The sequence below is a fragment of the uncultured Parabacteroides sp. genome (assembly GCF_947855115.1).
Taxonomy (GTDB): domain Bacteria; phylum Bacteroidota; class Bacteroidia; order Bacteroidales; family Tannerellaceae; genus Parabacteroides.
Genome location: NZ_CANTZW010000031.1, coordinates 35,517 through 48,253, shown reverse-complemented (window position 1 = coordinate 48,253; position 12,737 = coordinate 35,517). Strand labels below are relative to the sequence as shown.

Annotated in this window: 14 protein-coding genes; 9 read left to right on the top strand and 5 right to left on the bottom strand. The window is 44.3% G+C overall.

Features of this window, described 5'->3' with window-relative positions:
• The 5 genes from Q0110_RS15655 to Q0110_RS15635 all read right to left on the bottom strand — a co-directional run.
• Positions 1-267, bottom strand: a 267-nt coding sequence (locus Q0110_RS15655; RefSeq protein ID WP_297908489.1) for a sigma-70 family RNA polymerase sigma factor, incomplete at its 3' end; no start/stop codon positions are given.
• 99 nt (positions 268-366) lie between these two features.
• Entirely contained in the window at positions 367-1,221 is an 855-nt protein-coding gene (locus tag Q0110_RS15650) for a sugar phosphate isomerase/epimerase (RefSeq protein WP_297908486.1), read from the bottom strand.
• A 22-nt stretch (positions 1,222-1,243) separates the two neighbouring features.
• Positions 1,244-2,758: a Gfo/Idh/MocA family oxidoreductase gene (locus Q0110_RS15645; protein ID WP_297908482.1), complete on the bottom strand. Its 1,515-nt coding sequence runs from the start codon at positions 2,756-2,758 to the stop codon at positions 1,244-1,246.
• A gap of 28 nt (positions 2,759-2,786) precedes the next feature.
• Complete coding sequence (locus Q0110_RS15640) at positions 2,787-4,055, bottom strand: DUF1080 domain-containing protein (protein WP_297908479.1); 1,269 nt, start codon at positions 4,053-4,055, stop codon at positions 2,787-2,789.
• A gap of 341 nt (positions 4,056-4,396) precedes the next feature.
• The gene (locus tag Q0110_RS15635) at positions 4,397-5,908 is read right to left on the bottom strand and encodes an NAD(P)H-hydrate dehydratase (protein ID WP_297908476.1); all 1,512 of its coding nucleotides are present in this window, start codon (positions 5,906-5,908) and stop codon (positions 4,397-4,399) included.
• Between the two features lie 123 nt (positions 5,909-6,031).
• Here Q0110_RS15635 and Q0110_RS15630 point away from each other — a divergent pair, with 123 nt between their 5' ends.
• From Q0110_RS15630 to rny, 9 genes are all read left to right on the top strand, one after another.
• The gene (locus Q0110_RS15630) at positions 6,032-6,574 is read left to right on the top strand and encodes a phosphoribosyltransferase family protein (protein ID WP_297908473.1); all 543 of its coding nucleotides are present in this window, start codon (positions 6,032-6,034) and stop codon (positions 6,572-6,574) included.
• A gap of 131 nt (positions 6,575-6,705) precedes the next feature.
• The gene (locus Q0110_RS15625; RefSeq protein WP_297908471.1) at positions 6,706-7,278 is read left to right on the top strand and encodes an adenylate kinase; all 573 of its coding nucleotides are present in this window, start codon (positions 6,706-6,708) and stop codon (positions 7,276-7,278) included.
• Positions 7,279-7,293: 15 nt separating this feature from the next.
• A complete protein-coding gene (gene obgE / locus Q0110_RS15620) occupies positions 7,294-8,448 on the top strand; it encodes a GTPase ObgE (protein ID WP_297908468.1) in 1,155 nt (384 codons plus the stop codon).
• On the top strand, positions 8,381-9,247 hold the full coding sequence (gene pgeF, locus Q0110_RS15615; RefSeq protein ID WP_297908465.1) for a peptidoglycan editing factor PgeF: 867 nt from the start codon (positions 8,381-8,383) through the stop codon (positions 9,245-9,247). Before obgE ends, pgeF begins: the two co-directional genes overlap by 68 nt.
• A gap of 26 nt (positions 9,248-9,273) precedes the next feature.
• Positions 9,274-9,963 (top strand): phenylalanine--tRNA ligase beta subunit-related protein, encoded by a 690-nt coding sequence (locus Q0110_RS15610; protein ID WP_297908462.1) that lies wholly within the window; start codon positions 9,274-9,276, stop codon positions 9,961-9,963.
• A gap of 122 nt (positions 9,964-10,085) precedes the next feature.
• Positions 10,086-10,286 (top strand): winged helix-turn-helix domain-containing protein, encoded by a 201-nt coding sequence (locus Q0110_RS15605; RefSeq protein ID WP_005854813.1) that lies wholly within the window; start codon positions 10,086-10,088, stop codon positions 10,284-10,286.
• Between the two features lie 150 nt (positions 10,287-10,436).
• Complete coding sequence (locus Q0110_RS15600; protein WP_297908456.1) at positions 10,437-10,730, top strand: hypothetical protein; 294 nt, start codon at positions 10,437-10,439, stop codon at positions 10,728-10,730.
• A gap of 5 nt (positions 10,731-10,735) precedes the next feature.
• Positions 10,736-11,026, top strand: coding sequence for a cell division protein ZapA (locus tag Q0110_RS15595; protein ID WP_297908453.1), 291 nt, complete (start codon positions 10,736-10,738; stop codon positions 11,024-11,026).
• A gap of 109 nt (positions 11,027-11,135) precedes the next feature.
• Positions 11,136-12,674: a ribonuclease Y gene (gene rny, locus Q0110_RS15590; protein WP_297908451.1), complete on the top strand. Its 1,539-nt coding sequence runs from the start codon at positions 11,136-11,138 to the stop codon at positions 12,672-12,674.
• Positions 12,675-12,737 lie beyond the last annotated feature (63 nt).

Here is a 12,737-nt window from a genome sequence, read left to right as displayed (position 1 = left end):
AGTTCTGGTAGAACGCAGGTAATTGAGGCATTCATTCTGTATTGCCCGATATAAATAGGCGTTTAAAGACGTGTGAATATCTATCTCTTCCCGCTTTTCCCAGAAACGGAGGAAGACGTTCTGTAAAATATCTTTAGCGTCTTCCGGGTTGGGGATAAATTTCCGGCAGTGTATATAGAGTTGGAGGTAAACAGACTTAAACAGGGCATTAAAGGTGGCTATATCTCCTTGTTTGATCAATTCGATTATTTTATTATCAGATGCCATTTTATTCCCATGTATGTTTTAAAAGGGTGGAGCGTATAAGCGAGGAGAACACTCCTAGAGCTTATACGCCTACTACCTGTTGATTAATGCTAATCCCTATTATAAAATCTCATTTGTAATTTTATTAAAATATTGTATGCATTCTCTTATATCTGGAACGGAGTTTTCCCAATTATATTCATACTCGATAGAGAATACTCCTTTGAAATCCTGGGCTTTTAGTTCTTTCAACATACCTTTTACATCAAGGATACCTGTACCCCAGATTACGTCGTGTTGTTCTTTCTCCCCTGATTCCTTCAGAGCTATATCCTTGAAATGCAGGGAGATGATCCGGCCTTTGAGTTGCTTTAAACAATCAATCTGATTTAATCCTTCCCGGCGCCAGTGTCCCACATCGGAACAAGAACCTAATAAGTGGCTACGTCCGGAGATGGCTTTCAATAGATTCTCAGGTTTCCAATATTCGGAAGGTTGTGGATGGTTGTGTACGGAGATCTTGATATTGTATTGTTTAGACAATTTTTCTACCAAGTCCCAATCACTTAAAGCCGGTTCGCAAGTAATGAATTCCATATCCATCGCTTTGGCGAACTTGAACATCTTTTCCCAATCAGAAGATTTTTCGGCTACATACACTCCGGTTCCTATAATCTTGATGCCTTTTGAGGCAGCTAGTTCCTTGATCTCTTTTTGGGTTTGTGTGTCAAGGTTGAAGTCGAATACCTTATCTCCCCATTTTCCACCGAGTTTATGACCGGGGTAAATCTCTATATATTTTAATCCGAGTTCTTGTGTCTTATCAAGAGCTACCGTTAAAGGATATAAGTGGAAACTATAGGATTGCATGCCCAGACGCCATCCATTCTTCTCTGCTTTCGTTTGTGCCTCGGTTGGAATAACCAGCAGGCAGCAAGCAAGGGCTATCATTATTTTATAGATATATTTTATCATATTCGAATTCTATTAAAAAGGTTTATCTTGGCATATCCGGTAAAGAGAAACCATTGTTATATGTATGCTTGATCCATTCATTGGCCATCTCTGCGGCATTAAATTCGGCAAAGCGACGATCGAAACGGGGATCTCCATCGATTACTTTGAAATCATCCACTGTAACGATCTTGATCTTATCGTTCGGGGAGATATTCGTAAACCGCATATTCTCTCCATCCCATTTTAACTCACGATGCAAGCCTTGCAATCCGGAGAGGCGAACGGCTAAAACTCCCATTACCACCATCTCGTTGAAGGGGCCAGAGAACTGGAAATTGGAAGAGGCTTCTTTACGGTTTTCCGGAGATTCCTTGCAAGCGCGTATCCAGTCTTGTTCATGGGCGTTAGTAGACCATATGTCGCCATTTCCACCTTTCACTCTTGGAATTGTCGGTTTAGGCTGGTTGAAATGCTCCATATCGGAAACAGGTAATAAGGTCGGATTCATTCCGTAACAGCCCGTCATGATCTTTCCTTTCGTACCGATGAAGATGATACCACCATTCTCATCACCCATCATCTGCCCATCTTTCAATTCTTCCGGGCGGGGAGGCATCAGGCCTCCATCATACCAATATACTTTTACTTCCGGCATTTTGACATTTCCTTTTGGTGGACGTGCAGGGAATCTATACGTTACGATCTGTGCATGAGGAGGCGAGTACAGATTACTCAGGGTGGAGCTCCCGATTACGCTGGTCGGATATTTCAGGTCGAGTGCCCAATACAGAGGGTCCATAATATGGCAGGCCATATCCCCCAAAGCTCCGGTTCCGAAATCCCACCATCCGCGCCAGTTCCAAGGTGTGTAGACCGGATTATATGGTCGCTTTTGGGCCGGTCCGATCCACAAATCCCAATCCAATGTTTTGGGGCATTTCGGGGCATCACTCGGTTTCATCAAGCCTTGGGGCCAGATAGGACGGTCTGTCCAACAATGTACCTCATATACGTCGCCGATTACTCCAGACTGTATCCACTCTGAGATTTGCCGACACCAGTCGAATGAGTTTCCTTGGTTACCCATCTGGGTAGCTACTTTGTATTTCTTCGCCAGTTTGGTAAGTAAACGTGATTCGTAAACGGAATGGGTAAGCGGTTTCTGTGTATAGCAATGCTTACCTAGGGTAATCGCATGGGCGGTTACGCCGGCATGTGTATGGTCTGGGGTGGCTACCATGATTGCATCAATGGATTTTCCCATTTCATCGAACATGACACGCCAGTCTTTAAAACGTTTAGCCTTTGGATAATCCTTGAAGGTTTTATCTGCATAATGCCAATCTACGTCACATAAGGCTACGATATTCTCTGTGCTCATATTGGCCAGATTTCGACGTCCCATACCTCCGACACCGATACCCGCTATATTTAGTTTGTCACTAGGCGCAGTATAACCGAAGGATTTACCGAGTACGGAACCCGGAACAATTGTCAGTCCGGCTGCCGCTACGGCTCCGGTCTTCAGGAAACTTCTTCTCGAAATGTTTTTCATAACTATTAAATTTTAAGAAAACGATATGCTATAATGTTCTTAAATGGAGATTGCGCCAAAGAACCTTGATGCCTCCACCATCATGTATTTGTAATGCGATACGTCCTTGTCCGGCTCCGATTTTCTCGTCCCGTATGTTTACCATCTCTTCTCCGTTGAGCCAAGTCTGTACACTATCTCCTTGTACCCGGATACGCATTATATTCCATTCTCCTTGTTTCAATATATTCTCTTTCTCGTCCGGGATCTGTATCAACCATCCTCGGCCATACGATTCATAGATACCGCCTGTATCAAAACCCTTGGGGGCAACTTCTACTTGCCAGCCGTTTACTTTTACATCTTTTTCTTCTACAAAGGAACGAATAAATACACCTGAATTGCCATCCGCTTCTTGCTTAAATTCTACGGTAAGGTCAAAATCATCGTAATATTCCCGGGTGGCTAGATATCCGTATTGCTTATCCGGACCACTTTCGCAAATTAACAAACCGTCTTTTACATACCATAATTCTGTTCCGTATTTATCCCAGTTTGTAATGTCCTCACCGTTGAATAAATGAACCTCTCGTGATTTACGGGGGAGTTCCTTTATCTTAATATTGCGGAACCATGCGGGGTAACCATGATCTTGCAGGCAGATCAAACCTTTATGAGCCAATCCGTATTCGGGTGCGTCAGCCCATTTGCCACTGTTCTTGCGGGCAAACCAATCATCGGACCATGTGTCGAACTCAATGGTTTTATGCCCGTTCATAAAATAGGAAACATGCCCGTTGTCGAAAATAATCTTAGAATTGTTCCATTCTCCGGCTGGATGTACTTTTATCGTGTTGAAGTCCGGTAAATACATTGCGTAATCCACTCCGCAACGTTGCCAATCTTCCAATGGCTCTGCGAAATTGATATCATCGATCAATTGATACTCTGGACCGGTAATGTAGGGAACCGGGAATTGAGGACGTTCCACTACATGATACAATAAGCCGCTATTACCCCCTTTTGAGATTTTCCAGTCCCACGAAAGTTCGAAATTCTCATAGGCTTTATCGGTGACGATGTATCCGCTGGCATCACTGCCTCGCCCGTCTGCTTGGATGGTTCCGTTCACGACTTCCCAAGGTCCGGTTAATGCGGTTCCGTTATAGTCTCGCCATCCATTCAAGGTTTCCCCATCGAATAGTAATTCCCAGCCTTCTGCTTTTTCTTGTTCGGTCAATGTGTTATGCTTCGTATTATCACAGGCGATCAAACCGAAAACAGTAGCCATTGCGAACGATACGATTGTTATTTTCATGTACGTATAGCTTTATTGTTAATACAAATTTGTCGGTGTTTTTATATGAGACAACCAAAAGGCGAGGTTTACGTAAGCCCTTTCCCCTTATTTTATTTATTTTAACGGAAATACAGGATAATCGAAGTTATACTTTCAAGTGTAGAAACTTTTTGGTGATTTCAAGTGGTATTTATCTTCATTGAAGAGAATATGCTGGAAAGTGATAGCAAAAGGCTTTTGGGTACCTTGATGAATTTACTACCACTATTCTATATCTGCGCTGTAAGTCAGTGCTATATATGGAATAGTGGTAGTAATGGAATAAATGAGAGTAAAAATGTTAGTTGTTTTTTGCCTGCTTATTTGATTTGCTTAAACGCTTTTCCCAGCATATCCGTGATATCGCTAGCTATCATGCTTTCTTCAGAGTGGAAGGTGGCGGCTAAATCACCGGCTGTACCGTGCAAGAACACTCCGACTGCGGCAGCGGTTTCCGGGGAATAGCCTTGTGCTAATAAGCCGAGGATGATACCTGTCAGTACATCTCCGCTACCTGCGGTCGCCATGCCTGGATTTCCGCAACTATTAAAATAGATGTTTCCCGTAGGGGAACAGATAGCGGTATAAGCACCTTTCAATACAATGCAAATCTTATGTTCGACAGCGAAAGATTGCGCTTTCATCAAACGATCGTATGAGTTCGTGCTCTCACCCGCGATACGATCGAATTCTTTCGGATGGGGAGTAAGGATACTTCGTGGTGGTATCTTATTGAATAAATCCTTGTTTGATGCCATTATATTAATAGCATCCGCATCGATAACGACCGGTTTTGCGCTGGATTGCAGGATACGCTCGATTGCGGCGGCAGATTCCAAGTGCTGTCCGAGGCCCGGCCCCATACCTACAGCGGAATAATTACCGATCTCTGGAACCGTAGAGAAGTAATCCTGATTTGCGTCTAAACTTATCATTGCTTCCGGGAAAGCGGTCTGAAAGATTGATTCGCCCCGGGTCGGGATATGTACGGTCAATAATCCGGCTCCGCTACGTAAACAAGCCCTAGCTGATAATAGGGCGGCTCCCATCTTTCCTTTGCTTCCCGCAATTAGTAAGGCATGCCCGAAGGTTCCTTTATGAGAGAAACGTTCACGAGGCATAAGAGACATGGATATGTCTTCCTCTGTGACTAATGAATAAGGAGAAGCTGTCTCGTAAATCGCGTCTGGATGGATTCCGATGTCTAGTATTTTCCATTCGCCTACGTATTTCCCGTTCTCAGGAAAAAGAAACGCCAGCTTAGGGAAACCGAATGTCAAGGTTAGGTTTGCCCTAATGATTGCTCCGGAGTCATTCTTACGATTATCTTCCCCGAACAAGCCGGAAGGGATATCGATCGCTACGACTTCCGCTTCAGACTGGTTGATGTAATTGACCATAGCGGCGAAACCTCCGGTAAGAGGACGGTTTAATCCCGAACCGAACAATCCGTCGATCACTACGTCCCGGTCTGTTAACGTTGGTGGCTCAAAGTCGTGGACGACTTCTGTAAACTCGATCCGTTCCATATTAAGCAGTCGCTGTTTGTTTTGCTCACATTCCACGGACAAATGCTCTGTCGGATTGAACAAATATGTCTCTACCCGGTATGATTCCTCGTTTAGAAGGCGAGCGATAGCCAGAGCGTCAGCGCCGTTGTTGCCTTGACCGGCAAAAATCACGATACGGATCTGTTTAGAGTAGCGTCGACAAAACTCATGGACGAACATCGTAGCGGCACGTTCCACTAGGTCGATCGAACTAATTGGCTCGTGTTGAATCGTATACTGGTCGAGCTCCTTTACCTTGTCTGTAGCGAATATCTTAATCATAATTCTAGATATCTGAGGGTTTATTCTGCTTACAAATGTATAACAAACTTTGGTATGTTACTACACTTTTTTGTGCATCGCCGAAAAAGTTGTACATTTGTCCCTTCGAAAACCGAAAGATTTATGGACAGGATTCGTCTAAAAGACAAAGAATTTGAGCTGTTTATTCCGGAGTCGGATATTCAGGCGGCTATCGCTAGAATGGCCGTTCAGATTAAAGCGGATGTGGAGGGGAAGAATCCGCTATTCGTGGGTGTGCTAAACGGAGCTTTTATGTTTGTCGCGGAACTGATGCGTGAGCTGGATGCGCCGTATGAGCTGACATTCGCTCGTTATTCCTCCTATCAAGGGACTTCCAGTACGGGTATATTGAATGAGATCATGCCTGTGCAGGCCGGTTTTCGAGGACGTATGGTGATCTTGCTGGAAGATATTATCGATACGGGCTTTACGATGAGTTACGTGATGGAGAAGCTTCGGAGCGAGGGGGCTGCCGATGTGAGATTGGCAACGATGCTTTTCAAACCGGAATCCTTGAAATGTGAGCTGGCTCCGGATTATGTGGGCTTACGGATTCCTGCTGATTTTATCGTAGGGCATGGTTTGGATTATGATGAATTGGGGCGTTCGTATAAAGATATTTATAAGGTCGTTGAGAATTTATAGGGTGAGATTGGTTGTTTATTTTTGATATATATATATTTAATGTATAATGATACTGGTAGTTGATGAGTGATAGATGATGGGAAATAACTGTCGGCTGTCAATTATCGGCTATCAACTAAAAATGAAGTTTTATGTTGAACGTGGTTATTTTTGGTGCTCCCGGTTCAGGAAAGGGAACACAAAGTGAGTTGATTATTAAAGAATACGGTTTGGATCATATCTCTACAGGCGATGTTTTGCGTGGAGAGATGAAGGCTGAGACCGAGCTAGGTAAGATCGCTAAGGATTATATTGAGAAAGGGCAATTAGTACCGGACGAATTGATCGTTGATATGTTGGCGAATGTGTTGGATAGCAAGAAACCGGCTAAAGGTGTAATCTTCGATGGTTTCCCTCGTACGATCCCTCAAGCGAAGGCTTTGAAAAAGATGTTGAACGAGCGCGGCACAGACGTTTCCGTTATGTTAAACCTTCAAGTGGAAGAAGAGGAGTTGATCAAACGTCTATTGGAACGTGGTAAAGTGTCCGGACGTTCAGATGATAATTTGGAGACCATCAAATCGAGACTAGATGTTTACCATACTCAAACAGCTCCTTTGGCCGACTATTATGTAGGTGAGGGTAAGCATGTAGCCATCAAAGGTATGGGAACAATCGAGGAAATCTTCGATCGTGTCAAGGAAGCGATTAATAACGTAAAATAATTGAAATAAACCAATATGGCTGAATCGAACTTTGTAGATTATGTCAAGATCTATTGCCGCTCGGGAAAGGGTGGAAGAGGATCTTCTCATTTCCGTCGTGAGAAATACATTCCGAAAGGAGGTCCTGACGGAGGCGATGGAGGGAGAGGAGGTCATGTGTATCTCCGTGGAAACCGGAATTACTGGACTCTCCTTCACCTGAAATACGAGCGTCATATCATGGCTACCAATGGAGAGAGTGGTGGAGCGAAGCGTAGCTCGGGTAAAGATGGGGAAGATCGGGTAATCGAGGTTCCTTGCGGTACGGTTGTTTACGATGCGGAGACCGGTGAGTTCATTTGCGATGTTACGGAAGACGGGCAGCAGGTGATGTTGCTGAAAGGTGGTCGCGGCGGTCTGGGTAATTTCAATTTCAAGACAGCCACTAACCAAGCGCCCCGTTATTCGCAACCGGGTGAGCCGGCTGTGGAACGTACGGTGATTCTTCAATTGAAGTTGCTGGCCGATGTTGGCTTGGTAGGTTTCCCGAACGCTGGTAAATCTACTTTGCTGTCTGTCGTATCTGCCGCTAAACCTAAGATCGCCAACTATCCTTTTACCACGCTGGAACCTAATTTAGGTATCGTGAGTTATCGGGATAACCGTTCTTTCGTGATGGCCGATATTCCGGGTATTATTGAAGGGGCGAGCGAGGGTAAAGGACTGGGGCTTCGTTTCTTGCGTCATATCGAACGTAATTCGTTGTTATTGTTTATGGTTCCTTCCGATGCGGATGATATCAAGAAAGAGTACGAGATCTTGCATAATGAGTTGGTGAAGTATAATCCGGAGCTACTGGATAAGCGCCGTGTGTTGGCGATCACCAAAAGCGATATGTTGGATGAGGAATTAATCGAGGCTTTGTCGCAAGACCTGCCGGAAGGAATACCGTATGTCTTTATATCTTCCATCACGGGGCAAGGAATCGTCGAGCTGAAAGATCTTTTGTGGAAGGAATTGAATAAAGAGAATTTCCATGAGGCAGAACGAATTGTCCACAAGAATATAGATGTAAGTACGTTGGACTTTGAGGAGGACGATGATGAATATATTTTCCCTGTGGATGAAGACGAGGATGACCCGGACGAGGAATATGAGGAATACTGGGACGATGATGATACCGAAAAATAAACAAATAGAGGTGTCGCGGTTCTCTGGATTAAGCGGATACCGCGGCATTTCTCATTTTATGACAACACGCCATGGTGGTGTAAGTTCGGGGGCATTCGCTTCTATGAATCCGGGTATTTATACCGAGGATAATCCGGATTCCATCCGGAAAAACCTCCAGCTTCTCTCGGATGCGGTTGGAATTTCCTTAATGAATATTGTTATGCCTCACCAGACCCACGAAGATAGGGTGTTGACGATCGATGCGCCTTTTTTCTCGCTGGATGATAAAGAGCGAAAAGCACGCTTAGAAGGTGTAGACGCTTTGGTGACGGATGTGCCGGACGTATGTGTGGCGATATCTACGGCCGATTGTGTTCCGATCTTATTATATGCGCCGGATCGTAGGGTGGTCGCCGCGGTTCATGCTGGTTGGCGGGGGACGGTTTTACGTATAGCCCATAAAGTAGCAAGTCTGATGGTTGATACATACAATTGTGATCCCGCTCAATTAACTGCCGGAATAGGCCCTTCGATCAGCAAGGCAGCGTTCGAGGTAGGCGAGGAAGTCGTAGAAGCTTTTCAAGCAGCGGGTTTACCAATGGAACGGATACTTTCGCATAATGTAGAGACCCGGAAAGCGCATATAGATCTATGGGAAGCCAATCGTTTGCAATTGTTGGACGCAGGATTACTTGCGGAGCATATAGAAGTTGCCGGTATTTGTACTTATATGCGGCATGAGGATTATTTTTCCACCCGTCGCCTCGGTGTTAAAAGTGGCCGGATTCTTACCGGGATATGCTTGATAAATTCTTAGTTATATTTCTCAAACTCATAATAAACATGATTTCAATCACTCTTTCATCTGATATATCGGAGGTTTGCCCCGATCTTCATGTGTTGGCCATCGCTTGTCGAGTAAAAAATACGGAATCCGACGAGCGCCTTTGGGAAGAAATAGCCCGTATCGAGGAAGACATCCGTTCTACCGTTAAGATAGAAGATATTAATAAGTGGACTCCAATTTTCGCGACCCGCCAAGCTTATAAACGGTTGGGAAAAGATCCGAACCGGTATCGCCCTTCTGCCGAAGCGTTAAGACGGAGAATACTTCGAGGGCTTCCTTTATACAAGATAGATACCTTGGTGGATATTATTAATCTGGTTTCTATCCGTAGCGGTTATTCCATCGGAGGGTTCGATGCGGATAAGATAGTCGGAGGATTGGAACTTGGTGTCGGGAAAGAGGGAGAGATTTATCACGGTATCGGACGAGGTGAGTTGAATATAGCGGGGCTTCCTGTCTACCGGGATGAGGTTGCGGGTGTCGGTACACCCACCAGCGATGAGGAACGTACCAAGATTGAAATGTCGACCGCTTCATTGTTAATGATCCTGAACGGTTATTCCGGTAAAGAGGGGTTATTGGAGGCGGGTGGTTATTCTGTCGATTTATTAAGAAGATATGTTTCAGCGATAAACGTGGAGGCAGAGTTGATTTGCCGGGAAGGTAGAGAGGAAATAACATTATAGCTATGTTAATTTTGTTTATAAAGCAAAAAATGCCTTCTTCTTATGCTAAAAAACATCTATAATCTTTTGTTTTAATCATTTAATCTATAAATTTGTCCCCTGTAATCAAATGTTATCATAAAATGATCGAATTAATTGGTACAAACGCCGGCCTTGTGTGGAATGTATTAAATGAAGGCGGTAAAATGAGTTTTAAGGCAGTGAAGAAAGCCACGAAGATTAAAGCGGAAAAAGATATGTATGCCGCTTTTGGCTGGTTGGCAAAAGAAGGTAAATTAGCTTTCGAGGAGATTGAAGGTGAAATGTATGTTTCTTTAGTGTAAACGAGAGAAGCGTTTACATGAATTAGGGAGGGCTGTTCGATTTTTTTTGGACGGCCTTTTATTTATCCGTACGTTTTCTATCAAAATAATTAAGTCTACAGTTGGTTAATTCAATTCTAAAACTTACTTTTGTATAGAATTTGGTGTGAAATGACCGAAGATCATAAGAGATTGTTAGCTGTATTTGAGGTTAGAGTTCGTGATTTGATGGCGTTATGCGATCAGCAAAGACGTAGGATAGACGAACTTACAGATGTTTTGAGCCTAAAAGACGAGGAGTTGCGGCAGGCGAAAGAGATGATCGACGGACTGAATGCCAAATGTGATAACATGTTGACGGCGCGCATTGTTTCCACGAACGAGGAAGAGATGAAGAACGCCCGGATGCGGTTATCGAAATTAGTGCGGGAAGTAGATAAGTGCATCGCACTTTTAAATGAATAGAAGCGATGGACGAAGATTTTCTTATAAATATAGTAATAGCCGGAAAGAAATATCCGCTTACGATCAAACGTCATGAGGAAGAGTTGGCACGTGCTGCCGCTGAACAGATTAACAGCAAGATTCTTCAGTATAGGCAGCATTTCGCGATCGAGGTAGATACAAAAGATTTGTTAGCGATGGTGGCTTTTCAGCTCTCGATGCATAATCTGGAGTTGGAGAAACGGAATGATACAAATCCTTTTACGGATAAGATACAGGAACTTACAACCGAGTTGGAAGGATATCTGAGGAAATAACATACAATATTGTAAGAGAGAGAGTTTCCGCACTGCTTCGCACGGAATGACCGTGTGGTGGTAGTGCTTTTTTTGTATATATATAAATGAATCTTAAATTATTTGTTAAATGGTTGGAATGTATATAATCATACCGATAGTAACCTTCATCATTGGTGGGTTGCTTGCGTGGCTGGGCATGCGTTTCCTTCTGAAGTCGAAGTACGATTCCGTGCTTCAAGAGGCAGAGAAGGAGGCCGAGGTGATAAAGAAGAACAAGATGTTGGAAGTGAAGGAGAAATTCCTTCATTTAAAAGCGGACTTGGAAAAGCAAGTATCACAGCGTAACGCTAAGATCCAGTCTGTCGAGGCAAAATTGAAACAAAGAGAACTGACGATGAATCAACGTCAGGAGGAGTTACAGCGTAAAAACAACGAGGTAGAAGCTGTAAAGGAGAATTTATCTTCTCAATTGGAGTTGGTAGAGAAGAAGAAACAAGATTTGGATAAGCTTCACCAAAAAGAGGTGGAGCATTTGGAGGCAATCTCCGGATTGTCTGCGGAAGAGGCAAAAGAGCGCTTGATCGAGTCCTTGAAGGATGAGGCAAAAACTCAGGCTGCTTCTTACATCAACGAGATCGTCGAGGAGGCGAAGATGACGGCCAATAAGGAAGCGAAGAAGATCGTGATCCAATCTATCCAACGGGTAGCTACAGAGACGGCAATCGAGAATTCCATTACCGTGTTCCATATAGAATCGGACGAGATCAAAGGCCGTATTATTGGTCGTGAGGGACGTAATATCCGTGCGTTGGAGGCCGCTACCGGTATAGAGATCGTGGTGGATGATACGCCAGAGGCTATCGTTCTTTCCGGATTCGACCCGGTTCGCCGTGAGATCGCTCGTTTGGCCTTGCATCAATTGGTACAAGACGGACGTATTCACCCGGCTCGTATCGAGGAGGTGGTAACGAAGGTGAAGAAACAAGTGGAAGACGAGGTGGTAGAGACCGGTAAGCGTACCGTGATCGATTTGGGTGTACATGGTTTGCATCCGGAATTGATCCGTATGATCGGTAAGATGAAATACCGTTCTTCTTATGGACAGAACTTATTGCAACACGCCCGTGAGACGGCCAATCTTTGTGCTGTGATGGCTTCTGAGCTAGGCTTGAATCCGAAGAAGGCGAAACGTGCCGGATTGTTGCACGATATAGGTAAAGTACCTGATGATGAGCCGGAATTGCCACACGCAATCTTGGGTATGAAGCTTTGTGAGAAATATAAGGAGAAACCGGATATTTGCAACGCTGTAGGCGCCCACCACGATGAGGTGGAGATGCAGACGTTGCTGGCTCCGATCGTACAGGTTTGCGATGCTATATCCGGCGCTCGTCCGGGCGCACGCCGTGAGATCGTAGAGGCTTATATCAAACGTTTGAATGATTTGGAACAATTGGCTTTATCGTATCCGGGTGTTGTCAAGACTTACGCTATCCAAGCGGGTAGAGAGTTGCGCGTAATTGTTGGCGCTGATAAGATTGACGATAAAGACACAGAGAGCTTGTCTGTGGAGATCGCCAAGAAGATTCAGGATGAGATGACTTACCCGGGACAGGTTAAGATCACGGTGATCCGTGAGACACGTGCGGTAAGCTACGCTAAGTAAAACATATTCTTGAAATGTAAATAAAAAGGCCGGCTTATGCGAGTCGGCCTTTTATTATTATGT

Coding starts and splice junctions, on each gene's coding strand:
- Q0110_RS15650 (WP_297908486.1), bottom strand. CDS start 1,221: ATGATAAAATATATCTATAAAATAATGATAGCCCTTGCTTGCTGCCTG.
- Q0110_RS15645 (WP_297908482.1), bottom strand. CDS start 2,758: ATGAAAAACATTTCGAGAAGAAGTTTCCTGAAGACCGGAGCCGTAGCG.
- Q0110_RS15640 (WP_297908479.1), bottom strand. CDS start 4,055: ATGAAAATAACAATCGTATCGTTCGCAATGGCTACTGTTTTCGGTTTG.
- Q0110_RS15635 (WP_297908476.1), bottom strand. CDS start 5,908: ATGATTAAGATATTCGCTACAGACAAGGTAAAGGAGCTCGACCAGTAT.
- Q0110_RS15630 (WP_297908473.1), top strand. CDS start 6,032: ATGGACAGGATTCGTCTAAAAGACAAAGAATTTGAGCTGTTTATTCCG.
- Q0110_RS15625 (WP_297908471.1), top strand. CDS start 6,706: ATGTTGAACGTGGTTATTTTTGGTGCTCCCGGTTCAGGAAAGGGAACA.
- obgE (WP_297908468.1), top strand. CDS start 7,294: ATGGCTGAATCGAACTTTGTAGATTATGTCAAGATCTATTGCCGCTCG.
- pgeF (WP_297908465.1), top strand. CDS start 8,381: ATGAAGACGAGGATGACCCGGACGAGGAATATGAGGAATACTGGGACG.
- Q0110_RS15610 (WP_297908462.1), top strand. CDS start 9,274: ATGATTTCAATCACTCTTTCATCTGATATATCGGAGGTTTGCCCCGAT.
- Q0110_RS15605 (WP_005854813.1), top strand. CDS start 10,086: ATGATCGAATTAATTGGTACAAACGCCGGCCTTGTGTGGAATGTATTA.
- Q0110_RS15600 (WP_297908456.1), top strand. CDS start 10,437: ATGACCGAAGATCATAAGAGATTGTTAGCTGTATTTGAGGTTAGAGTT.
- Q0110_RS15595 (WP_297908453.1), top strand. CDS start 10,736: ATGGACGAAGATTTTCTTATAAATATAGTAATAGCCGGAAAGAAATAT.
- rny (WP_297908451.1), top strand. CDS start 11,136: ATGGTTGGAATGTATATAATCATACCGATAGTAACCTTCATCATTGGT.